We start from the raw sequence: 22,822 nt of genomic DNA on the forward strand, positions 1-22,822 counted from the left end.
GCAAATATGACGGTTGCGTGACAGGCAATCGATTGCCACCCTGAAAACAACGGCGGGTGAACGCTTTCCGGCCGGAAATGAACCGGGGTGAGCTGAAATGACCTGCCGGCGCAGGGCGCATGGGCAAAGGCTCGCCGTATTTGCATGGGAGTCCATGGTAATGATGAGCCGTTTGCACCTGCCGCACGGGAGCGGGGCATGTCATCGTGCCGTCATGGGCGGGCGCTATCGTGGCGGCAGCACCACTTTTAAAGGTTTTCCCACATGCTGCCATTGCACCGTAACAGCCTGATTGCCGCCGCACTGGCCTTGCCCCTGTTCTTGTTCCTGTACGCCACATTGGGCCACGTTAAACCGTTTGCCGTCTGGAAGTGGATGGATATCGTCTGCGAAGGCGGCACGGCCGTCATGGCGGGCATCTGGTTTTTGTTTACCCTCAGCAGCCGGCCGCGTGGACGGGTGACGAGCCTGATCGCCGGCGGCCTGTGCGCCATCATGCTGGGGTCCTGGGCCGATTGCCTCGATGAATTCTTCGCCATCGACAAGCAGGAAGTATGGGATAACTGGCTGGAAGCCTTGATCCCGTTCGGCATGCTGGTGCTGACGATCGGCATGTATTACTGGCGCCAGGAACAGTTCCGCCTGAACGAGCATCTGCAAAAGCGCGAACGCCTGTTCCGCGACCACCGCGCCTTCGACCGCATCACGCAGCTGGCCGACGCCAGCTACCTGCGCACGCAGATGCGCCTGGAGCAGGAACGCCGGCCTGGACTCGATTGCGCGCTGGTCTTGCTCGACATCGACAGCTTTCACCTGATTAACCGTGAATACGGCCACCGCGAAGGCGACCGCGTGCTGCAAGCCGTGGGCCACATGCTGCTGTTGAACTTGCGTAATGACGATCTGCTGTGCCGCTATGCGGGCGACCGCTTCGCCGTGCTGATGCCGAGCGTGTCGCGCGAGGATGCGGCCGTGCGCGCACGCCACCTGTGCGTCATGGTGGGGCAGATGCGCCACCACACCAACGACAACCGCGAAATCCGCCTGAGCCTGCGGCATGCGTGCTCGCTCACCGATGGCGTGCCGGAAGTGGTGCTGGCCGAGCTGAGCCGGGCCGTGGAAACGCCGGGCCGCAGCACCAGTCCCAGGGCCGGCAGCGCCGCGCCCGCCTGATGCAGCTGATTCAGCAGGGCGACCCCGGCATCGCGGCCCATCACCAGCCGGCGCTGGTGCTCGATTATGCGCGCAGCCGCGACCTGGCCACGGCGCCGCTGCTCAAGGGCACGGGCCTCGATGGCGGCGCGCTGCCGTCCGCGGAAAGTCAGGTGAGCGCCGCGCAATACCTGCAATTGCTGGCCAACGTGGCGCGCGGCCTCGACAGTGCCGACACCAGCTTCATGCTGGGCCAGCAAATGTTGCCCGGCCATTACGGCGCCGCCAGCCATGCCTTGCTGCAGGCGCAGAATCTGCGCCAGGCCTTGACCATCCTGTGCGATTTTCATACCTTGCTGTGTCCGCTGCTGCAGCCGCGCTTGCGCGAGGCCGGCGACATGCACGTGCTGTACTGGGTCGATGCGTTCGGCGCGCCCAGCCAGCTGCCTTTTTTGGTGGAAATGCACATGACGGCGCTGGCGGCCATGTGCCGCTGGCTGGCGGGCGAGTCCTTGCCATGGCGCTTCTGTTTCAACCGCGCGCGGCCTCGCCACGTGGAGCAGCACGAAGTGCACCTGGGCCAGTCCCTGCGTTTCGATTGCCAGGTGGACGCCATGCTCATCGATTCGAGCTGGCTCGACAAGCCCTGGCCGCGCGGCAATGCCACGGCGGCGGCGTTGGCCTTGCGCGCGGCGGCCCTGGCGCCCGTGCCGGCAGCCAGCCTGCTCGGTGCGCTGTACGACTACCTGCTGCTCAATATCCGCTGCGCACCGACCCTGGAGCGCACGGCGCAGGAATTCGGCGTCAGTCCCGCCACCCTGAAACGCCATCTGGCGCGCCATGGCACGCATTTCCAGGCCGAGCTGGACCAGGTGCGCGCGCACAAGGCGATTTATCTGTTCCAGGCGCATGGCTACGACAACGATGCCGTGGCCGCCTACCTCGGCTTTCATGATGCCACCAACTTCCGCCGCTCGTTCAAACGCTGGACGGGGCAAACGCCGCAATTATTGCGTCACGCGCTGGCCCTGTTCGTTGCTGGATGATCGCCGGCGTTGCGCGCCGGCGCCACGCAAGGTCGTTCCTGAGGGAACAATTGCCCGTTCTGCTACATCCATAGTACACTCGATCAGAGAGCGGACAGACGCGCTTTGAGGCGCTCCGGTACGGCGTCACGCGACGCCGCAATACCGCCATCACGATGGCGGGCCGGCGGCAGACAACCGGCGTGCCGTGCCTTAACCCAGCCTGGAAACTGGCGTCACCAGTGTGGTGCGCCGGAAACCGGGCAACTTGATAATGCTCAATCGTGTATTCACAATCGCAGATCGATCCAGTCGTCAGTTTCCGCAACACCCAGGGTGAGGCGGTGCGCGGCACGATTTTCAACTTGCAGCGCAATTCGCTGGTCATGGAAATCTATAATCCATACTCGATTGTGCAGGTCAGCGAGGTGCTCAATGACGTGACCGTGCGCATGGGGGCGAAAAACGCCTACGTGGGCAAGGCAGTCGTCATCAGCAGCGTCAACACGGGCCTGACCGCCATCGTTTCCGTGACCCTGATCGACGAGTGGCGCGAGCTGAGCGATGTGGTCGTCGTCAAGGGCGCCGTGTTGAAAGAGTCGAGCGCCTTTGTCGCCGGCTGGGGCGAGCGCTTCCGCATCCGCCGCGACTACCAGATCGTCGTCAACGAAATGCGCGCCTTCCTGTCGGAAGTGGCGCGCTGGGTCGAGCAGGTCGACTTGTCCGACTCGCTGCCCAAGGAAAACGGCCGCCTGCGTCCCGATATCTTCGACGAGCTGGCCTTGCCGCTGATGGAACAGACCCAGCTTTACTTGCGCCAGCTCGAGGTGGAAGCGTCGCTGGTCGAGGAAGAGCGGGCGCCGGCCCACCGCGCCTTCGCCCAGGCGGCCTTGCACCCGCTGATCCTGCGCGCCCCGTTCGTCTTCCGCACGTTTACCAAGCCGCTCGGCTATGCGGGCGACTACCAGATGGTCAACCAGCTGCTGGACGATCCGCGCCAGGGCCCGAGCACGTATTTTCAGATCGTCAATGCGGCCTTTCTGCAGGCGGCCGTGGCGACGGCGCACCGCAACCGCATCGATATCCTGACGGAGTTTTTGGCGCAAAAGGCGGCCGCGGCGCGCGCCGCCGGGCGCGTGTATAAGGTGCTCAACGTGGGCTGCGGCCCGGCCATCGAGGTGCAGCGTTTCCTGGAAACGTGCCCCGATGCGCAATGGCTGGCCTTCGAGCTGGTCGACTTCAGCAGCGAGACGCTGGACTGGACGCGCGCGCGCCTGACCACCATCATGCAGCGCACGGGGCGCGTGGTCGAGATCGATTATGTGCACGATTCCGTGCACAACCTGCTCAAGCGCCGCCACGGTTCGGGCGCCACGGGTTTGCCCGGCAGTTTTGACGCCGTGTATTGCGCCGGCCTGTTCGACTATCTGTCCGACAAGGTCTGCGCGCGCCTGCTGATGCACTTCGCCTCGCGCGTGGGTCCCGGCGGGCGGCTGCTGGTGACGAATGTGCACGCGGATAATCCGGGCAAGTTCGGCATGGAGCATTTGCTGGAATGGCATTTGATCTATCGCAATGAAGCGGGCCTGTCGGCCTTGCTGCCCGAGCATGCAAGGGACCCGAAAATCTATGTCGACGCCACGGGCGTGAATGTGTTTGCGGAAGTGAGCATTCCTTGATCATGGATACCCCAGGCCTGCACGCCGGCTACACGGCCGTTTTGCGCGACTTCCGCCTGGAATTCAGCCGCGGCGGGGCCTACACGGGCATCGTGCTGATCCTGCTGGGCATGGGCCTCGATTCAGCTCTGTATCCGGACAAGCAGTCGGCGTTCACCAGCGCGCGCATCGTCGTGTCCGTGCTGATCTTTTGCGTCGTGCTGGCCATGCGCACGCGCTGGGCGCAAGACCGCATCCAGGGACTGACCTTTGTCTGGCTGATCCTGCCGCAAATCATGATCGCCTGGATGATCGCCGTCACGGAAGGCGCCACCTCGATCTATTATGTGGGCATGACCCTGGCCATCTATTCGTCGGGCATCGTGCTGGCCTTCGGCCTGTGGCAAAATATGGTCTTTGGCGCGATTTCCTGCCTGCTGTATGTGGCTGCCTGCGCCTGGCATGCGGGCGGTTTCGACTTGCCAAGCACGTTTGTCGTCAACTGTTTATTCCTCATCATGTCGGCCAGCATCAGCGCCGTATTTACCTATTTTAATGAACGCGCCCGCTTCATGCTGTTCCAGCTGAAGGCGGAAGTGGCGCAAAAGAACACGCAGCTGGAAGAAACGAATAAAAGCCTGGCCGATATCAAGGGACAGATGCTGCAACAAGAGAAGATGGCCGCCATCGGCACCCTGGCCGCCGGCATGCTGCACGAGGTAAACAACCCCGTGAATTTCTGCATGATGGCCATCGAGGTGGCCATCGAAGACCCGGCCGCCAAGCAAAGCGCGCTGGTCAGCGAATGCCTGGCCGACGCGAAGCAGGGCATGCTGCGCGTGCAGCACATCGTGTCCGATTTGAAAACCTTTGCCTACCGCAAGAGCGGCAACCAGCTGGAAACGGGCCACTTCCAGTTTCGCAGCGCGCTCGAGGCCGCCATCCGCCTCGTGGGTCACGAAACGAAGAATGTCAGCATCAGCCACGACTTGCCGGTCGACACCCTGGTGCGCGGCGACGAGGCGGCCATCGTGGGCGTGCTGATCAATTTGCTGGGCAATGCCGTGCTGTCCATGCGCAAGGGCAATGCGCCGCCGTTCGAGATCCGCATCACGGCCCACTGGGATGACAACCGCCTGCGCATCAGCGTGCGCGACAACGGCCCCGGTATCGCCCCGGAAAATCTGGCGCGCGTGTTCGAACCGTTCTTCACCACGCGCGAAGTGGGGCAGGGCCTGGGCCTGGGCCTGAGCATCAGCTATGGCGTGATCGAGCGCCACGGCGGCACCCTCTCCGCCGAAAGCGTGCTCGGCGAATGGGCCAGCATGAATTTCGACTTGCAGCGTTCCGACTGGGAGGGCCGCTAGCATGGATAACGATAGCCGCGCCAGCGTGCTGTACGTGGACGACGAAGCGCTCGCCTGCAAGTATTTCGAGCGCGCCGTCGGCCAGCGCTACCGCGTACTGACGGCGCAGAGCGTCGATGCTGCGCTGGCCTTGCTGGAAGACGAGGCCGGCCAGATCGACGTGCTCGTCACCGATTACCGCATGCCGGACCGCCTGGGCAGCGAATTGCTGCAGGAAGTGGCGCAGCGCTATCCGCACATCGTCTGCATGCTCGTCACCGCGTATGCGGACAAGGATGTGCTGCTCGAGCTGATCAACGGCGGCACCTTGTTCCGTTTGCTGGAAAAACCGCTCGACCTGGCCGCCATGCAAGCGGCGCTGCAGCTGGCCGTGCAGACGGGACGCGAGCGCGCCGCCCGCCGCCAGGGCCTGGTGGCGATGGAGGAATCGCTGGCCTTTCTCGCGCATGAATTGAACACGCCGCTGGCGGCCATCGCCAATTTTGCGCGCGGCATTGCGCGCCGCGCGCAATCGGACGCCGCACAGCAGGCCGAGATCGGCGAAGCGGCCGCCTTGATGCACGACAATGCGCGCTATTGTTTGTCCGTGCTGGCCAGCTTTGTCGACACGGTGCGCCTGGCCAGCGCCGGGCCCGGCATGCAGGGCGGACGCCGCGCCGGCAGCGCGCGCCAGCTGCTGGATGCCTTGCTCGACAGCTATCCCTTGAGCACGGACCAGCGCGCCGCCATTACGGTGGAAGTGGGCGACGATTTCTCCATTGCCGAGTCGCCCAATTGCGTCGCGCTGATTTTATCGTCGGTGCTGGCGAATGCCTTGCGTTCGGCCGGCGAGCAAGCCCGTCCTGCGATCGGCATCCGTATCGATGCGGGCCGCATCACGGTGCGCGACAATGGCGCCGGCATCGCCCCCGAGATCGTCGCACAGCTGTTGACCGACCCCGTCAGTGCCGGTGGCGGCGAAGGCAAGGGCTGGGGCATGGTGTTTTGCCACCGCATGATGCAGTCGTTCGGCGGCAACCTCGATATCGCCACCGAATTTGACACTTCCACCACGGTAACCCTGAATTTTCCAGTACATATAAGGAACGAGCATGATTGACGCCAATCTGCGTTTACCGGCTCAGCGTGAGCCGGCGCAAGGCTTGCCGACGATACTCTATGTCGATGATGAGGCCAACGCCCTCAAATACTTCCAGCGCGCCATCGCGCCGCTGGCCGACGTGCTGACGGCCACTTCGGTCGAGGAAGGCAAGCGCATACTCGACGAGCAGGCCGACCGCATCGCCGTGCTGGTCTCCGACCAGCGCATGCCCGGCGCCTACGGCAACGAGCTGCTGTCGTATTGCTGGGACCGCCATCCGCACATCGTGCGCATCCTGACCACCGCGTATTCCGAGCTCGAGCACACGGTGGAAGCCGTCAACCAGGGGCAGATCCACCGCTACATCCAGAAGCCGTGGGATATCGCGGCGTTGCGCATGGAGCTCAAGCAGGCGCTGGAACTGGCGCGCTTGCGCAATGAGCACGCCCAGTTGCTGCGCGAAAAGCTGATGGTGCGCCAGCGGCAAGCCGTCGCCAACCGCATCGGCACCCTGTACGCCTTGTGCGCCAGCCTGGCCGGTCCGGAACAGCAGCTGCCTGTGGAAGCGTATCTGTCGGCGGCCCTGACGGCCGGCGTCACGCCGCCGGAGCCGGACTGGCTGCTGATGGATTATGCCGACCTGGTCAGTTCGGAAGCCTTCCGCGGCACGGCCTTTGCCGCCGCCGTGCGCCAGCAGCTCGACACGCTCGAGCGCGAGCATCCGGGGCGCGGCGTGGAGCAGGCGATCGACATGCTGCTGCCCGTGTTTGGCGCGGCGCTGCAAAACCAGGGCGGCACGGCGCTGTTCCTCGATGGCCGGCTGTTGACGGAATTTCTGGAAACGCCGACCACCGCGCCCGTCTCGGCCATCCACTCGTTCTGGCTGGCCAGCTTGCTGTGGCTGGCGCGGCGCGGCTGGTCATTGCAGCTCAGCAAGACGGAACTGGGCTTGCAGGGCAAGGTAGTGCAGGCTGAACCGGCGCTCACGCCGGATCACCTGGCCGCCTGGATCGAGCAGTTCTGACGGGGCCCGCAAGGGGGAGCGCCAAATAAAACAGGGCCGCGCGGGCCCTGTTGCCATGTGCTGCGAGCAGACTTAGCGCTCCGCAGCTGCCTTCAGGTTGTTCAGGCCTTTTTCAAAATCCTTGCCGATCATCCTGTCCATGCTGACGAAGACGGTCATGACCTTGCTGACGTAAGGGCTGGGGCCGGTCATGGTCCAGTTCACCTTGGTGCCGTCGCCCTCGGGAGTCATGGTAAAGGTGGTGGTGTTGTGGCTTTCAAACGGCTTGAGGAAGTCCAGCTTGATGACGGTGCGTTCGGGCTGGGCCGCCTCCGTGATTTCCATGCGGCCGGCGCCCACCTTGTCATTGCCTTGCCATGCATACTGCGCGCCCAGGCCATTGGCCGGGCCCGTAAACGTGCGGCGCATGGCCGGATCGAGCTTTTCCCACGGCGACCAGGCGGCCCAGTAATGGAAGTCCGTGATCAGGGCGGCGATTTTCTCGGGCGGGGCCTTGATGGTGATTTCGCGCTGGACACTGAAGGTGTCGGGCTTGGTGGTGGCATAGCCGAGGATGGCGGCGACGACGACAACGATCAGCAGCAGGGTTTTTTTGATCATATGCTCTCCAAATCTTGAATGGTCGATGCGAACGAATCAAGGCAATCTTAGCAGATATGAATGGCCGTGCGCGGCCTGTTGGCCTTTATTTGCGCCGGCTTTGCGCAGGGCCGCTTGCCCGCCCGCCTGCACGCCCATTCGCCGCCCCGCACAGGCGCGCACGCCAGGCTGGTGCCGGTTTGTGGCGAGGGCCGCCGTCCGCTAGAATGCTGGCCTGCAAAGATTTCAAAGGGAAATATGATTCAAGGAACGATCGCCAGGCTGACCCTGGCGTGCGGCGTGCTGGCTTCCGCCTTTGCCGCGAACCTGGCGCATGCCGATGCCTGTCCCGCCCACTACGTCGACGGCCGCAAGCCGGAAATCACCAACCCCAAGCTGGACGTGGCAACCAAAGAGCTGTGCTACAACGTGTTTGGCGTCATGCACTCGGGTATCACGCGCACGCCGCTGTGGTCGGCCGAGCACTTGACGGCCAACAATCTGGAAGCGGCGCAGGATTTGTCGCGCGAAAACTCCTTTCACGCTGAACGCAAGCTGCCCGCCGCCCAGCGCGCCGAATTGGCCGACTACGCGCGCAGCGGCTTCGACCGTGGTCACATGGCGCCCAACGGCGACATGCCGGACCGCCAGAGCCAGCGCGACAGCTTTACCTTGGCTAACATGGTGCCGCAAGACGCGCGCAACAACCGCTATGTGTGGGCCGGCATCGAAGGCGCCGTGCGCAAGATGGCGAAGAAAGAGGGCGACCTGTACGTGATCACGGGGCCGGCTTTTATTGGCGGCAACCTGCGCAAGGTGGGAAGAGTCATCGTGCCCAGCCATCTGTACAAGGCCGTGTACAGCCCGCGCCAGCGTGCCGGCGCCGCCTACTTCATTGAAAACGTCGACACCAAGACGTATGAAGTGCTGAGCATTGCGCAACTGGAAGACAGGATAGGCATCGATCTGTTACCGTCGCTGACGCGCCAGCAGAAACTGCGCATGCTGAGTTTGCCCAAGGTGAAGAGCAAGTCCAAGAAATAACAAGACCGTCAAAAAGGAAATCCCATGTGCGCAAAAAAATTCGTCCCGTATGCCAATGAAAGCGATGTGCTGGAAATTGGCAGCCTGACCATCGAAAACCGTATCGACCGCATCAGCATCAGCGGCGACATCGACCTGACCCTGGACAAGCCGGGCCTGGCGCTGGCCAAGCAGCTGCAAAAACTGCTGGCCGACGTGGTGGCGCAGCTGGAAAAGCAGGAACTGCCCGACCAGCTGCCGCCGCCCGAGGTGACGTCAGTGGCCAATCCCTTCGAGTGAGTTGGCAAGCTCGGGGGCGGTTGATCGTCCCCCTTGCTTACAGTTGGCGCGGCCCCTGCGGCGTATCGATGTGGGCCACCAGGCCGGCGCCGCGTTCCCCTGTCGATGGGTGCACCGTCAGCTGGCTATCCAGGCCCAGCGATAGCAGCAAGCGAGCAATGCGTTCGGGTTCGGGATGAAACAGTTCCAGCTTGATGAGGGACAGCCCATGATCCTGCAGTTTGGCCGCGGGGTGCGCCTCTGCCTGCCACTCGATGAGTGCCGGGGCGACGCCGTTCAGGGGCAACGCGCCATCATCGGGGATGGTGATCAGCCAATTCAGGGCGCCTCGGCTCATGGCTTCGATATTTCCAAGCGGCTCCGAACAAGCCGCAACGCTTGCCTGGATATCGGTGGTGCGGGCTACCCAGGTGGCGAGTGCCGGCACCGCATCGGCGGCCAGGGTGTCAAGCGCGAACCAGCGGGGCCTGGACGGCAGCGGCGCCCTGGGGCCGGGCGCGATCACCTCCAGATAGACAGCATCGCCAAGCCGCAACAGAAGGTTGTGCGTCCCCATGCGGGCATGTGCTCCGCCAGCCTGAGGTTCCACCCCCAGCGCCAGCCGCACCAGCTCCGCACCCGCTTCCAGCGTTGGCGCCGTGATGGCGATATGGTCAATGTGGCAGCGTGGCATTGCAGATCCTTCACCGTAAGGTCGTTGAGATGTTCATGCCAGGTCATCCTCGGAGGTAACCTCATCCGACATTCTTCGTCAGATGAGGTTGATCCAGCACTAGCTCTTACTTCGCAAACGCCTGCGCCGCCGGCGTCACGGTGACGGCCTCCGGCTTGATGTTCAGCTGCATCGCGCCGATGACCTTGTCTTCATCGAGCAGGGCCTGCGGCTTGTTGCCGTCATACTTGATGGGAGAAAACGCGTCGCTGACGAGCTTTTCCTTCAGGCCGGCCGCATCCTTGGCGACGATCACCACGGACAGGTTCTTTGCCGACAGATGCTGTTTGATGGCGCGGTTGACGTCTTGCACCGTCAGTTTCGACAAGCCGTCACGCATCAGCTTGGTGAACTCGGGCGTGCCATACCATTGCGAATCGAGCGCGTAACCGAGCTGCTGGTCTTGCGTCGACGTCATGACGAAGACGTTCTTCATCAGGTAGTCGCGCGTGGTGGCGAAATCGTCCTGCGTCAGGCCGTTGTCGATGAGCTTGCCCAATTCCGTCAGCGCCACGCGCAGGGCGAAGTGCGCGTTGTCCGGCGCCACGGGGCGGATCCAGATTTCGAACAGCTGCGCCTTGCGGCCCAGGTTCGGATTCGGGAAGAACTGATACATGCCGCGCGGGAAAGCTTCGATGTACGCGTAATCACCGTAGTTCATGCCGCGGATTTCACGGATGCGCTGGTACAGATAGGAATTCGAGGCGCGGTGCTCGCCCAGCCACGTCTTCGCCAGCCACAGGGCGGGGAAGTCCGGGTGCGTGCGCGTCACCTCCAAAGGCAGGCCGAACGAGATGGCCGTGGCGCGCGTGTTCTTCTCGATGATTTCCACTTCCAGTCCCTGCGCCTTGCGGCCCGCGGGTTTCACGGTGGCCGGCAAGCCGGGGCCGGCCGGCAGGCTTGCCAGCGCCTGCGTCAGCGACGCCGTCATGGCGTCGGACACGTCGCCGGAAAGGCCCACCTTCACGGCGCCTTGCGCGTACGCCGTCTGCCAGAACTGTTTCACGTCGTCGAGCGTGATGGCGTCGATGCCGGCGACCGTGCCCAGTACGGGATGGCCGTACGGCGTGCCCGCATATACATTGGTTTGCAGCCGTTCCTTGGCGAATTCCTCTTCATTGTTGTCCTTCAGGTCCAGCAGCAGCGCATTCTTTTGCGCATCCTTCAGGCGGCGGAAGTCGTCTTCGCGGAAACCGGGCGAGAGCAACAGCGGCAGGGCGATGGCGTTGAACTGGGTCCAGTTATCCTTGTGGATGGAACCCGTAAACGTCGTCATTTCCTTGTCCGTCTGCTGGCTGAAACTGCCGGCGAGCGGGAACAGTGCCTGGTTGACTTCGTCGATCTTGCGCTCGGACGAGCCGCCGGACGCCACCATGGCGGCCGTCAGCGCGGCCAGGCCTTCCTTGCCCTGCGGGTCTTGCGCGGAACCGGCCGTAAATAACAGCTTGTAGCGGATTTGCGGCAGCGCGGACTTTTGCACCAGCACGTCGAATTTCGCGTTCGAAGCGGCCGGCAGCAGGCTGGCCAGCTTTGGCGTGGTGGCGATGGCGGCCGCCATCGGCTGGTGCGACAGGGTGGTCACCACCAGGCCGTCATCCGTCAGGTATTTGCGCGCGGCCGCCTGCAGGTCGGCCGGCGTGAGCGTGTCGATCAGGCGGTAGTACTGGTTGATGGTGGCATACGAGCGGTCGAAGTGCACGAAGGACGCCAGGGTGCCGGCGATCTGCTCCGTGTTGTCGAGCGAGCGGATCAAGCCGTATTTTTCGGCCGACTTGGCGTCCGCCAGGTCTTTTTCGCTCACCGGCGTGTCGCGCAGCTGCGCCACGGTGGCCAATATCGCGTCGCGCACGTAGACGGCGTCATCGATGTTTTTCACGCGCGCGCCCAGCACGGCCAGGGTCGGATCGACGCGGTCCGGCGTCATCTCGAACAACTGGTCGACCTTCTGTTCGTTCTGCACCAGGCGTTTATACAGCGGCGAGGTGCGGCCGAACGACAGCGACAGCAAGGTCGCCAGCGCCGCTTGGTCCTTGTCCTTGACGGAAAACGCGGGCGCGTGGAAGCCCACGGCTACCCACGGCAGGGTCGGCGTGGGCCAGGCCACGTGCTTGTAGACGGGGCCGCGCGGCGCGGGTTCGACGGGCACGGCCGCCTGCTGCTTGCCGCGCTGCCAGCCGCTCCAGTACTTTTCCACCAGCGCGATCGCCTGCTGCGGCTCCACGTCGCCGGCGATGATGATGGTGGTGCGCTCGGGACGGTACCAGCGGTCGAAGAACAGCTTCGAATACGCATACTGGTTCGGCATGTCTTCGATGTCCTGGATAAAACCCATCGTCGTATGCTTGTAGGTATGCGTCGTGTAGGCGCTGTCGCGCATCACTTCGAACAGTTTCGACACGGGATTGGCGCTGTTCTTGTTGTATTCGCCCAGCACGGCCCGCGATTCCGTCTTGAACGCGTCTTCCGCATAGTCGAGGTGCTGGAAGCGGTCCGCCTCCACCTTCAGCACGGTTTCCAGGTCCTGCTTGGCAAACGTCGTGTGGTAATTGGTCAGGTCGTCGCTCGTATAGGCGTTCTGGCGCGCGCCGGCGCGGGTAATGACTTCCTGGTATTTCTCGGGCGGATAGGCCTTGGTGCCGCGGAACATCATGTGCTCGAAGAAATGAGCGAAACCGGACTTGCCCGGTTCGACTTCATTGCGCGAACCCGTCTGTACGGGAATCTGCAGCGAGACCAGGTTCGGGAAGCCGGTCGGCACGATGATGATTTTCAAACCGTTGGCCAGGGTCTTTTCCGTGGCCTTGAACGGCAGCAAATCAGCCTTGGCGGCGGTGGCGCCGTGGGCGGCGGCCGGCTTGACGGGCGCCGCACCCAGGTTCGACGCGGCCATGGCCGACAGGGCCAGGGCGAAAGCGGGTAATAAAGCAGGCATGATTCTTGACACGGGGGCTCCTTCTTTTTTGGATGTTATGAAAGTGCAACGCCGCAGCATAGAATATTCATGCCGCCGTGCATAGGGGCAAGGCGTTTTGGCATGAAGGGGGGCGTCAGGGCAGGCAAGGCGTGCCGCAGGGACCGGTGCTCAGGTCAGCGTCGTTTCCGGCAGGCTGATGCGGTTCCGGCCCAGGTGCTTGGCGCGGTACAGGGCGCAGTCGGCCGTGTGGATCAACTGCCCCAGTTCCGTGCCGGGACCGGGCAGGGCCGTGGCGGCGCCGATGCTGACGGTGACGCAGGCGCCGTCGGGACGCTTGCGCGGCAGCTGCAGCCGTTCCACGCGCTGGCGGATGCGTTCGGCCACGATGGCCGCGCCCTTGAGCGACTGGTTCGGCAGGATGACGGCAAATTCTTCGCCGCCGTAGCGGGCCACCAGGTCGTTCGTGCGCATTTCGCTGGCCACGGCGCCGGCCACCTTGCGCAGGCACAGGTCGCCGCCCTGGTGGCCGTGGCTGTCGTTATATTCCTTGAAATTGTCGACGTCGACCATCAGCAGCGACAGGGGCTGCTCCTGCCGCTGCGCGCGCTGCCACTCGGCCAGGATGGTGTCGTCAAAGCAACGCCGGTTGGCCAGCCCCGTCAAGCCATCGCGCGTGGCCAGGCGTTCCAGTTCCACCTGCGCGCGTTTTTCATCGGTCATGTCGCGCAGGGTTTCGACCACGGCGATCAGTTCACCGTGATTGCCATGGATGGGACTGGCATCGACGGCCAGGTAGCGCCGCCGCCCCGTGCGCGGCATGTCGCACCAGTTTTCCGCGCACAGGTTGCTGCCCGTGCCGCTGCGATATTGTTGCTGGGCATGCAGGGCGCGCATGTCGCCGCCGCGCCCGGACAGCAGTAGGTCGGCCAGGGTGGGGCGCTCGTCGTTGTAAAAGCAGCGGCCCGGCTCGCGCGCGCCCAGCACTTCGGACGCTGGCACGCCCGTCAGCTGCTCGCAGGCGCGGTTCCAGATCATCACCCTGCCATGCACATCGAGTACGAAGGTGGGCACGACCAGTAATTCCATCATCTTGACGGCGAAACCCTGGGCTTCACCATACGGTGATACGCTGGCATGTGCGTGGCTATCCGGCATGAAAGCATCCTTCTTGGGCGTGAGTGGGGGCTGGTTCGTTGGCCATGATGCAGCGTGGCGGGCCGAAGGTGTTGATATTGAGCAATATTTTCAGCGATGGGCCATCGCCTCGTCATGGCGGACCGGCAGCGGCAGCGACAGGCGCAAGGTGGTGCCGGCGCCGCTGCGGCTGTCGATGTGCAGGCTGCCGCCGGCGGCGGCCACGCGCTCATGCATGCCGGACAGGCCGCAACCGAGGCGCGGCGGCGAGCCCGGCAGCCCGATGCCGTCGTCGCGGATGCGGCATTCCACGGTGGCGCCCGCTTGCTGCAGGCACAGCCGGACATGCGTGGCGCGCGCGTGGCGGGCGATATTGGCCAGCGCTTCCTGCACCACGTGGTACAGCAAGGCGCCGTGCGCGCGGCCGGCGGCGGCATCGAGCCGGTAATCGCAGCGGCAATCGATGCCCGTGGTGCGCCGGAAGTCGGCCAGCAGCTCTTCGCATGCTGCTTGCAGCCCGGCGTCGAGGGCGGGCGGGCGCAAGTCATGGATGACGCAGCGCAGTGCAGCGATGCTGAGGTCGACATTGCGCACGATCACGGCCAGTTGCTGCGCCAGCTGGGGCGCCGTGCCATGCGTGCTGGTCTGCAGCATGGACAGGTCGATCTTCAAGGTCAGCAGATGCTGGCCCAGGTCGTCGTGGATGTCGCGCCCGATGCGCTGGCGCTCTTGTTCGCGCGCCTGCTGCTGCCCGCTGGCCAGGCGCTCCTGCTCGGCGTCCGCGCGCAGCTGTTCCAGCGCCCGCAGGCGCAGCGCCAGGCGGTGCTGGCGCCACAGCATCAGCGCCAGCGCACCGCACAGGATGGCGCAGGCCAGCATCAGGCGCAAGGGCGTGCCGGTCTGCAGTATCGGGCCGGCGGCGTAACCGGCGTGCAGAGAAGCGAGTGCGCCGGCCGCCAGGCAAGCCAGAATGCTCAGGCGACACGGCGGGCGTAGCCAGCGTTGCATCATTTTCTCGCTCCCTAAATGTTTTCCAACAGGCAATGTTCTTACAGAAAATATATTAACCTTGGGTTATTTATATTGTCTAAACGCAAAAGCTGCGCAGTTTTGCCGGCCGCTGTGGCTTTCTTGCTGCCGGATGCCGCGGCGCCAGACGGCAGGCACGGCATTTGCACGGGAAGTGTCGCGGCGGCATATAATAGAGGGTTGTCAATCGGCTTCACGCCCCCGGCCAGGTGTTTTGCGCCGGGCGCGCCCGCATCCATGCGCGATGTGCCGGCCAGCTCTTAGGAAATACAGTGACTTATAGCATCAAAGAGATTTTTTACACCCTGCAGGGCGAAGGTGCGCACGCGGGCCGTCCGGCCGTGTTTTGCCGCTTTTCCGGCTGCAATCTGTGGACGGGCCGCGAAAGCGACCGCGCCACGGCCGTGTGCCAGTTCTGCGACACGGATTTCGTCGGCACCGATGGCGAACTGGGCGGCAAGTTCAAGACGCCCGAGGAGCTGGCCGCGCTGATCGACAGCCTGTGGCCGGCCAGCTACGCGCCGAGCAAATACGTGGTGTTTACGGGCGGCGAACCGCTGCTGCAGCTGGACACGGCCCTGATCGACGCCATGCACGCGGTGGGTTTTACCATCGCCATCGAAACCAACGGCACCTTGCCCGTGCCGGCCGGCGTGGACTGGATCTGCGTCAGCCCGAAGATGGGTTCGACACTGGTCGTCCACAAGGGCAATGAGATCAAGGTCGTCATCCCCCAGTTCCAGCAAGACCTGGCCGCCTACGAAGGGCTCGACTTCGAGAACTTCTTCGTGCAGGCGATGGATGGCCCCCTGGCCGCGCACAACATGAAGCTGGCCATCGAGACGTGCAAAAGCAACCCGAAGTGGAAGCTGAGCCTGCAAACCCATAAACTCCTGCAAATACCTTAATAAAACAATATGCTGACTATCACACGCAAGCTCGAATTCGACGCGGGCCACCGCATTCCCGACCACAAAAGCCAGTGCCGCAACCTGCACGGCCATCGCTACACGGTGGAAATCACGCTGGTCGGCAAGGTCATCGAAGCGGAAGGCAATTCCGACAATGGCATGATCATGGATTTTTCCGACGTGAAAACCCTGGCCAAGCAGCACCTGGTCGACGTCTGGGACCACGCCTTCCTCGTCTACGAGAAGGATACGGCCGTGCGCGATTTCCTGGCCAGCCTGCCCGACCATAAAACCGTCGTCATCGACCGCATCCCGACGGTGGAAAACCTGGCGCGCATCGCCTTCGAGATACTGAAAGCGGCGTTCACCGACCATTTCGGCACGGGCTTGCACCTGCATAAACTGGTGCTGCATGAAACGCCAAATTGCTGGGCAGAAGTGACCGATGACTGAAATGCACGCTGGCGCGCGCGATGCGCGCTACATGCAGCTGGCCCTGGAGCAGGCCCAGCACGCATGGGACCTGGGCGAAGTGCCCGTCGGCGCCGTCGTCGTCAAGGATGACGAAGTCATCGCCGTGGGCTACAACCAGCCCATCGGCCGCCACGACCCCACGGCGCACGCGGAAGTGATGGCCTTGCGCGCCGCTGCCGAAAAGCTGGGCAACTACCGGCTGCCCGGCTGCGAGCTGTACGTGACCCTGGAGCCGTGCGTGATGTGCTCGGGCGCCATGCTGCATGCCCGGCTGGCGCGCGTGGTGTACGGTGCGGGCGACCCGAAGACGGGCGCCTGCGGCTCCGTGCTGAACCTGTTCGAGCAGCCCGCGCTGAACCACCAGACGGCAATCGCAGGCGGGGTGCTGGCCGACGAGTGCGGCGCCTTCCTCAAGCGTTTCTTTGCCGAGCGCCGCCGTGCGCAGGCGGAGGCGCGCAAGCTGGCCAATCCGCAGGGCTAGCATCCTGTGCAGCAGGGCAGGGCCCGATGGCCTTGTCCAGGTGATAACCATGCCAGCCATCCGGCTGGCATTTTTATAATTGTTGCGAAATAACATCTGTCTAGACCAATTGCCATTCTCAAATGAGAATGATTCGTGTTACAGTATTGTTTTCGCCAGCAAACTTTCCTTATGCATCGTTAACACTTTCGTTATCGATCCGGGTTCAAGAGCCAGCCTCCACTCTTAAACCGGACCATCATGACTACTGTGCTTCCGCAGCGCACCGCTGCACCCGTCGTATTCTCAGCTCATCTGCCTGCCCGCCGCCATAACCTGGTGCTGCGCGCCGCCTTGCTGGGCCTGTTCGCGGCGCCGATGCTGCCTGCTCTCGCGCAGACGGCCGCCATCAATGCGGGCACGGCCGCTCAGGAGCCGGCCAAGTTGCCTGTCTTCCCGGAAATCGTCGTCAACGCCAAGCAGGACTATGAGCGCCGCGCCGGCACCAAGACGGTCGTCACGGCGGACGACCTGGAGCGCCGCAATGTCACCGAGATGGGCGGCATCGTGCGCTATTTGCCCTTGATCAGTGCGCCGGCGGCGGCCTCGGGCAGCGGCAGCGTGTGGGACGGCTCCGGCAATACCGGTTACAACATCCGCGGCCTGGAAGGCAACCGGGTCAGCCTGGAACTCGACGGCATCTCGCTGCCCGACGCGGCGCCCAAGCCGGACGGCAACACCCTCAACGCTTTTGCCACGGGCCGTGATTATTTTGATCCGGAAACCTTCCGCGAAGTGCGCATCGATTCGGGCACGACGGCCGCCAGCGGCGCCAATCCCGGCCTGGGCGGCGGCGTGGCCTTCATCACCAAGTCGCCCGAGGATTACCTGGGCGAAGGCACGGACCATTACGTGGCCTATAAATACGGCCGCGCCACGGCCGACCGCAGCAATGCGCACACGCTGACGGGCGCCGCCAAAATCGGCGCCAATCTGCAGGGCCTGGCCGTCTACGTGCACCGCGATGGCGAGCAGATGGACAGCCGCGGCACCACGCCCGTCAACCCGGATGACTGGCATTCGAACGCCTTGCTGTCCAAGCTCGTGTGGACCTTGCCTGGCGAACAAAAGCTGGACTTGACGGTCGACATGTTCGAGCGCAAGAACAAGCGCGATCTGCGCAGCAAGGTCAGCACGTATTACCCGACGGGCGTGCAGCAGGATTCCACCACCAAGCGCACGCGCGTGAGCCTGGGTCACGACGTGGTGCTCAAGGATTTCGCCCTGTTCGACCGCCTGACCTCGAAAGTGTATCTGCAGAATGCGAAAACCGACGACAAGACGCAAGGCCTCTACACGTTCGGCAGCCCGGCGCAGCGCTCCATAGCCACCAGCTTCAAGAATGACAGCATCGGCCTGACGTCGGAAGCGTTCAAGCAGCTCAATGCGGACAACGCGCTGCTGTACGGCGTGCAGCTGGAACAGCTGAAAACGCGCCGTCCGTGGCGCGAAGACCGCGTCATCGTCGCCACGGGCCAGCATCAGGTCACCAACAAGAACCGCATGGCCGACATGGACACGAGCAAGCTGGCCCTGTATGCGCGCGACGATCTCAGTTTCAATCTGGCGGGCAAGAAAGCCGTGCTGACGCCGGGCTTGCGTGCCGACTACCGCAAGAACGAACCGAAAAACCTGCAAACCTATGCGATCGCCGTGCCGAACGCAGCCAAGGAGGTGCGCAAAGAGAGCGACACCTATTTCACGCCCAGCCTGAGCCTGTCCGTGGAAGTCTTGCCGCAGATGAACGCCTACGCCACCTTCACGCGCGGCACGCGCCTGCCGACGGCGGCCGAGCGCACGGGCACCTACGACTCGTTCAGCTATACGGGCACGGGGCAGGGCTATGCCGTGCTGGGCAATGCGAACTTGCGCAAGGAAACGAGTAAGGCGTATGAACTGGGCCTGAAGGGCGACGTCATCAGGGGCTTGAGCATGCACGCGTCCGTCTATCAGACGGAATACACGGACATGATCGACTACGTGATGCAAAAAGATGATCCGGTGAACTACCCCACCATCACGCGCGGCCTGTTCCGCCCGGAAAACATCGGCAATGCCCGCACCTGGGGCGCCGAGCTGACCCTGCGCGCCGAGCTGGGCGCCTGGGCGCCGGCCATGCAGGGCTACCACGTGGACCTGGCGACCGGCGTGGCCAAGGGCCGCTCCTTCAATACCCAGACGGGCGAGAGCGGCGGCCTGAACTCGGTGGCGCCGGCCAAGTCGGCATTGACCTTCGGCTACGACCATGCGAACCAGTTGTTCGGCCTGGCGCTGACGGCCGTGCATGCGGGCGCCAAGCAGGCGCCGGAAAACCTGCTGATCGGCGATGCCGGCCCGCTGTTTACCGTGCCGTCGTACACCATCTTCGACCTGTCGACGTACTGGAACGTGCACAAGAACGCGAAGATCGTCGTCGGCGTGTACAACTTGACGGATCGCAAGTACTGGGACTACGCCGCCTCGCGCAGCCTGGCCGCCGGCACCACGGCCGCCAGCCGCGCCGAGATCGAGCGCTACGCCAAACCGGGCCGCAACGTCGCAGCCAGCCTCAGCGTCAATTTCTGATTTTTACCGGGGAGGGGCGCCTGCCCCTCTTATTTTCCATGTTTGATTGAATGGTCTCTCTATGAAGTTATCCAAACTCGTTCTATCCCTGCTAGGCAGCCTGCTGATTGCAAACGCATATGCGGCCCCAGCCACCCTGGCGGAACGCTGGTCCACCTTGCGCACGGAACAGCCGAAGCTGCAGATCCGCGACGCGGCGCGCGCGCTGGGCGTGTCCGAAGCGCAATTGCTGGCAACCAACATCGGCAAGGGCGTCACGCGCCTGCAGGCGGACGGCAACCAGCCGCGCGAAATCATGCGCGCCGCGCTGGACCTGGGCGTCGTGCAAGCGATCACGCGCAATGAAAACGGCGTCATCGAAACGACGGGCGTCGCCAGCAAGTTCAAGCAGGCGGGCGACAAGTCCGAGCAGGCCGACGCCAAGGACCCGGAAACGGAAGCGCGCCAGCGCAATATCGCGGGCGGCTACCTGGGCGGCCAGATCGACCTGCGTTTCCACTTTGAAAACTGGAAATACGCATTTGCCGTGGAACAAGCTGGCCGTGACGGCAAGCCGACGCGCAGCCTGCAATTTTTTGACGCCAACGGCACGGCCGTGCACAAAATCTACCTGCGCAACGAGCCTGGCGTGGCCGTCTACGATAAATTGGTGGCCACCTTCCGTGCACCTCAGCAAAGCGCGGAACTGAACGTGCTGGCCGTGGCGCCGAAGGCGGCTGAAAAGCCGGACAGCGAGATCGACGTCAAGGAATTCCAGCTGGCCTGGAAAGACATGACGGACGTGCACCAGTTTGCGCAAATCATGCGCGAATTCCACCTGACGCGCGAGCAGGCGCTGCGCCTGGCGCCGGCCGGCGTCGTCGAGCGCGTGACGCCGCAAGCGCTGCGCACCCTGCTGGAAAACGCGGCCAGGGACAAGGTCGCCATCATGGTGTTTCTGGGTAATGAAGGCTTGACGCAGATCTACAGCGGCAAGATCGAAAAAACCATGGCGGCCGGCGGCTTCTTCAATGTGCTGGACCCGGACTTCAACCTGCACATCCGCGACACGGCCCTGCGCAGCGGCTGGGTCGTCAAGCGCGGCGGCGTCACGTCCGTCGAGTTCTTCGACAACGACGGCACGCAAGTGGTCTCCTTCTTCGGCGTGCGCGAGCGGGGCAAACCGCAGCCGCAAAGCTGGGTGGATCTGGCCGATAGTCTGCCAAAGGCAAAATAAGGTTTTTGCAAGTTGATGAGTATCAGTACGTGACAGAACCGTAGCGAGCGGAAGCGAATTGTGGTCGAGAAGCGCAACCGTACTTTAGGTACGGTGAGCATCGCAGGCCGCAAGTCGCGACGCGCAGTAGGTTATGTCATGTGCGACCAGAGCAACACTTCAGTGTGGGTGCCGCGTGCCGGTCTCATGTCTGAAGCACAATAGTGGTATGCTGATTGCAAGGCCGCAGCGATCGTGTCTGCGTGCTGGTTCCTGAAGAGAGGCAATCATGGCAACCATCATGGCGAACGGCCTCAACATAGCTTATGAAAGCCACGGCAACCCGGATGATCCGTGCGTGCTGCTGGTCATGGGCCTGGGCATGCAACTGATCGCCTGGCCGGCGGACTTTGTCGAAGGCATCGTCGAACAAGGTTTTCGCGTCGTGCGTTTCGATAACCGCGACAGCGGCCTGTCGAGCAAGATGGCGCAGGCGGGCAAACCGTATCTGCCGCTGGCCTACGTGAAAAACCTGCTGGGCTGGCCCCTCAAAACTTCCTACACCCTCGATGACATGGCGGACGACGCGCTGGGCTTGCTGGCGGCTCTGCGCATTGCGCAGGCGCACGTGATCGGCGTGTCGATGGGCGGCATGATCGCGCAAGTGATGGCGGCGCGCGCGCCGCTGCAAGTGCTCAGCCTGACCTCCATCATGTCGAGCAGCGGCCGGCGCGGCTTGCCCGGCCCCACGCGGGCGGCACGCAATGCGCTGTTGCAACGCCCGAAACGCAATGCCAGCCGCGCCGAACTGATGGCCCATATGGCGGCCACCGTGCGCGTGATCGGCAGTCCCGCCTATCCCGTGTCGGAAAAGCTGCTGTACCAGCGCATCGAAGCGGCGTTGCAGCGGGGCAGTTGCCCGGAAGGCGTGGCGCGGCAAATGGTGGCCATTGCCGCCTCGGGCGAGCGCACGGCCTTGCTGCCCAGTATCAGCTGCCCGGCGCTGGTGATCCATGGCGCGGCCGATCCCCTGATCCCCGTCGCCTGCGGCATCGATACGGCGGCGCTGATTCCGGGCGCCACGCTCGAAGTGATCGAAGGCATGGGGCACGACATGCCGCCCCAGCTGATCGAGCGCCTGCTCGCCTTGATCGATGTGCATCTGCAAGGTAAGATGGCGCCCCAGATGCGCTCCCAGCCAGCCTAGGCGCGCCCACCACTTTTGAAGGCATGGGCATTTTGAAGACACCTGAAATTGGCATCGCCATCGTGGCGCCTGGCGGTTGCGCGCCCGATGACGCGGCCGTGGCGCGCGGCATCGCCCGCCTGCAGGCGCAAGGCGCCACCGTCCACAACTACTACGACCCCGCACACAGCTTCCAGCGTTTCGGCGGCACGGATGCGGGCCGCCTGACGCAGCTGAACGCGGCAGCCGCCGACCCCGACGTGCAGGTGGTGATCGCCTTGCGCGGCAGCTACGGCATCAGCCGCATCCTGCCCGACATCGATTTCGACCGCATGGCCGCCAGCCGCAAGCTGTTCGTCGGCTACAGCGATTTTACTGCCTTCCACATGGGCTTGATGGCGAAAACGGGCCGCGCCAGCTTTGCCGGCCCCATGATCTGCGACGATTTTACGCGCGACGAGCCCGAGCAATTTACGCTCGATCAGCTGTGGTCATGCCTGGCGGGACCCACGCACACGGTCACGGGCACGGCAGCTGGCAATCCACAGGTTGAGGCGGTGGGGAAATTGTGGGGCGGCAACCTGGCCATGCTGGTCCACCTGCTCGGCACGCCGTATTTCCCCGAGATCGACGGCGGCATTCTGTTCCTGGAAGACGTCAACGAGCACCCGTACCGGGTCGAGCGCATGCTGCTGCAATTGCTGCATGCGGGCGTGCTTCAGCGCCAGCAGGCGGTCGTGCTCGGTGACTTTTCCGCCTATAAGCTGAGTCCGATGGACAAGGGCTACGATTTCGACGTCATGCTGGCCTACGTGCGCGAGCGCCTGCCCGTGCCTGTGCTGACGGGGCTCGAATTCGGCCACATCCGCCGGCGGGTCACCTTGCCGTTCGGCGGCCAGGCGCGGCTGCAATCGGACGCGTCCGGCTTCACCCTGCAGGTGGTTGATTACCCGACCCTGGCGCGCCCCTGAAC

General features: G+C 63.7%; 20 protein-coding genes. 15 read left to right on the top strand and 5 right to left on the bottom strand.

From position 1 onward, the window contains the following. Nucleotides 1–264 precede the first annotated feature (264 nt). The 6 genes from AC1Q6X_RS05505 to AC1Q6X_RS05530 all read left to right on the top strand — a co-directional run bounded on the left by AC1Q6X_RS05505 (nt 265) and on the right by AC1Q6X_RS05530 (nt 7,307). The gene (locus AC1Q6X_RS05505; protein ID WP_492495617.1) at nt 265–1,173 is read left to right on the top strand and encodes a GGDEF domain-containing protein; all 909 of its coding nucleotides are present in this window, start codon (nt 265–267) and stop codon (nt 1,171–1,173) included. Continuing rightward, nucleotides 1,173–2,198 carry an AraC family transcriptional regulator gene (locus tag AC1Q6X_RS05510; RefSeq protein WP_492495619.1) on the top strand — a complete coding sequence of 342 codons (1,026 nt, stop codon included), beginning with the start codon at nt 1,173–1,175 and terminating at the stop codon, nt 2,196–2,198. Before AC1Q6X_RS05505 ends, AC1Q6X_RS05510 begins: the two co-directional genes overlap by 1 nt. A 263-nt stretch (nt 2,199–2,461) precedes the next feature. Next, nucleotides 2,462–3,856 carry a class I SAM-dependent methyltransferase gene (locus tag AC1Q6X_RS05515; protein WP_070218415.1) on the top strand — a complete coding sequence of 465 codons (1,395 nt, stop codon included), beginning with the start codon at nt 2,462–2,464 and terminating at the stop codon, nt 3,854–3,856. A gap of 2 nt (nt 3,857–3,858) precedes the next feature. Then, entirely contained in the window at nt 3,859–5,202 is a 1,344-nt protein-coding gene (locus AC1Q6X_RS05520) for a sensor histidine kinase (protein ID WP_070310594.1), read from the top strand. Nucleotide 5,203: 1 nt separating this feature from the next. Then, complete coding sequence (locus AC1Q6X_RS05525; RefSeq protein ID WP_492495622.1) at nt 5,204–6,301, top strand: hybrid sensor histidine kinase/response regulator; 1,098 nt, start codon at nt 5,204–5,206, stop codon at nt 6,299–6,301. Next, the gene (locus tag AC1Q6X_RS05530; protein ID WP_070218412.1) at nt 6,294–7,307 is read left to right on the top strand and encodes a response regulator; all 1,014 of its coding nucleotides are present in this window, start codon (nt 6,294–6,296) and stop codon (nt 7,305–7,307) included. Before AC1Q6X_RS05525 ends, AC1Q6X_RS05530 begins: the two co-directional genes overlap by 8 nt. 72 nt (nt 7,308–7,379) lie before the next feature. Here AC1Q6X_RS05530 and AC1Q6X_RS05535 read toward each other — a convergent pair whose 3' ends face one another. Continuing rightward, the gene (locus tag AC1Q6X_RS05535; RefSeq protein WP_034755971.1) at nt 7,380–7,907 is read right to left on the bottom strand and encodes an SRPBCC family protein; all 528 of its coding nucleotides are present in this window, start codon (nt 7,905–7,907) and stop codon (nt 7,380–7,382) included. 237 nt (nt 7,908–8,144) lie between these two features. Between AC1Q6X_RS05535 and AC1Q6X_RS05540 the strand changes: the two genes are divergently transcribed. Beyond that, nucleotides 8,145–8,930: a DNA/RNA non-specific endonuclease gene (locus tag AC1Q6X_RS05540; protein ID WP_230502997.1), complete on the top strand. Its 786-nt coding sequence runs from the start codon at nt 8,145–8,147 to the stop codon at nt 8,928–8,930. A 24-nt stretch (nt 8,931–8,954) separates the two neighbouring features. Continuing rightward, the gene (locus AC1Q6X_RS05545) at nt 8,955–9,209 is read left to right on the top strand and encodes a nucleotidyltransferase family protein (protein ID WP_070218411.1); all 255 of its coding nucleotides are present in this window, start codon (nt 8,955–8,957) and stop codon (nt 9,207–9,209) included. A gap of 37 nt (nt 9,210–9,246) precedes the next feature. Here the strand turns inward: AC1Q6X_RS05545 and AC1Q6X_RS05550 are convergent, their stop codons facing one another. The 4 genes from AC1Q6X_RS05550 to AC1Q6X_RS05565 all read right to left on the bottom strand — a co-directional run bounded on the left by AC1Q6X_RS05550 (nt 9,247) and on the right by AC1Q6X_RS05565 (nt 14,980). After that, nucleotides 9,247–9,882, bottom strand: coding sequence for a VOC family protein (locus AC1Q6X_RS05550; RefSeq protein ID WP_492495625.1), 636 nt, complete (start codon nt 9,880–9,882; stop codon nt 9,247–9,249). A 106-nt stretch (nt 9,883–9,988) separates the two neighbouring features. Next, nucleotides 9,989–12,853 carry a M16 family metallopeptidase gene (locus AC1Q6X_RS05555; protein ID WP_492495627.1) on the bottom strand — a complete coding sequence of 955 codons (2,865 nt, stop codon included), beginning with the start codon at nt 12,851–12,853 and terminating at the stop codon, nt 9,989–9,991. Between the two features lie 150 nt (nt 12,854–13,003). Next, on the bottom strand, nt 13,004–13,990 hold the full coding sequence (locus AC1Q6X_RS05560) for a sensor domain-containing diguanylate cyclase (protein WP_070218408.1): 987 nt from the start codon (nt 13,988–13,990) through the stop codon (nt 13,004–13,006). Between the two features lie 90 nt (nt 13,991–14,080). Continuing rightward, nucleotides 14,081–14,980, bottom strand: coding sequence for a sensor histidine kinase (locus tag AC1Q6X_RS05565; RefSeq protein WP_070292281.1), 900 nt, complete (start codon nt 14,978–14,980; stop codon nt 14,081–14,083). A gap of 290 nt (nt 14,981–15,270) precedes the next feature. Here AC1Q6X_RS05565 and queE point away from each other — a divergent pair, with 290 nt between their 5' ends. The 7 genes from queE (at nt 15,271) to ldcA (ending at nt 22,820) form a co-directional block, all read left to right on the top strand. After that, complete coding sequence (gene queE, locus AC1Q6X_RS05570; RefSeq protein WP_070218406.1) at nt 15,271–15,906, top strand: 7-carboxy-7-deazaguanine synthase; 636 nt, start codon at nt 15,271–15,273, stop codon at nt 15,904–15,906. A gap of 9 nt (nt 15,907–15,915) precedes the next feature. After that, complete coding sequence (gene queD / locus AC1Q6X_RS05575) at nt 15,916–16,362, top strand: 6-carboxytetrahydropterin synthase QueD (protein ID WP_035819191.1); 447 nt, start codon at nt 15,916–15,918, stop codon at nt 16,360–16,362. Next, nucleotides 16,355–16,864, top strand: coding sequence for a tRNA adenosine(34) deaminase TadA (gene tadA / locus AC1Q6X_RS05580; RefSeq protein WP_492495630.1), 510 nt, complete (start codon nt 16,355–16,357; stop codon nt 16,862–16,864). The genes queD and tadA overlap by 8 nt, the downstream gene beginning before the upstream one ends. A gap of 240 nt (nt 16,865–17,104) precedes the next feature. After that, a complete protein-coding gene (locus tag AC1Q6X_RS05585; RefSeq protein ID WP_492495632.1) occupies nt 17,105–19,468 on the top strand; it encodes a TonB-dependent hemoglobin/transferrin/lactoferrin family receptor in 2,364 nt (787 codons plus the stop codon). A gap of 61 nt (nt 19,469–19,529) precedes the next feature. Beyond that, nucleotides 19,530–20,684 (top strand): hemin-degrading factor, encoded by a 1,155-nt coding sequence (locus tag AC1Q6X_RS05590; protein ID WP_492495634.1) that lies wholly within the window; start codon nt 19,530–19,532, stop codon nt 20,682–20,684. Between the two features lie 268 nt (nt 20,685–20,952). Then, complete coding sequence (locus tag AC1Q6X_RS05595) at nt 20,953–21,870, top strand: alpha/beta fold hydrolase (protein ID WP_070218402.1); 918 nt, start codon at nt 20,953–20,955, stop codon at nt 21,868–21,870. Between the two features lie 32 nt (nt 21,871–21,902). Then, the gene (gene ldcA / locus AC1Q6X_RS05600; RefSeq protein WP_492495636.1) at nt 21,903–22,820 is read left to right on the top strand and encodes a muramoyltetrapeptide carboxypeptidase; all 918 of its coding nucleotides are present in this window, start codon (nt 21,903–21,905) and stop codon (nt 22,818–22,820) included. Nucleotides 22,821–22,822: the final 2 nt, after the last annotated feature.

It is taken from the genome of Janthinobacterium sp. GW823-FHT06H09, from assembly GCF_058794735.1.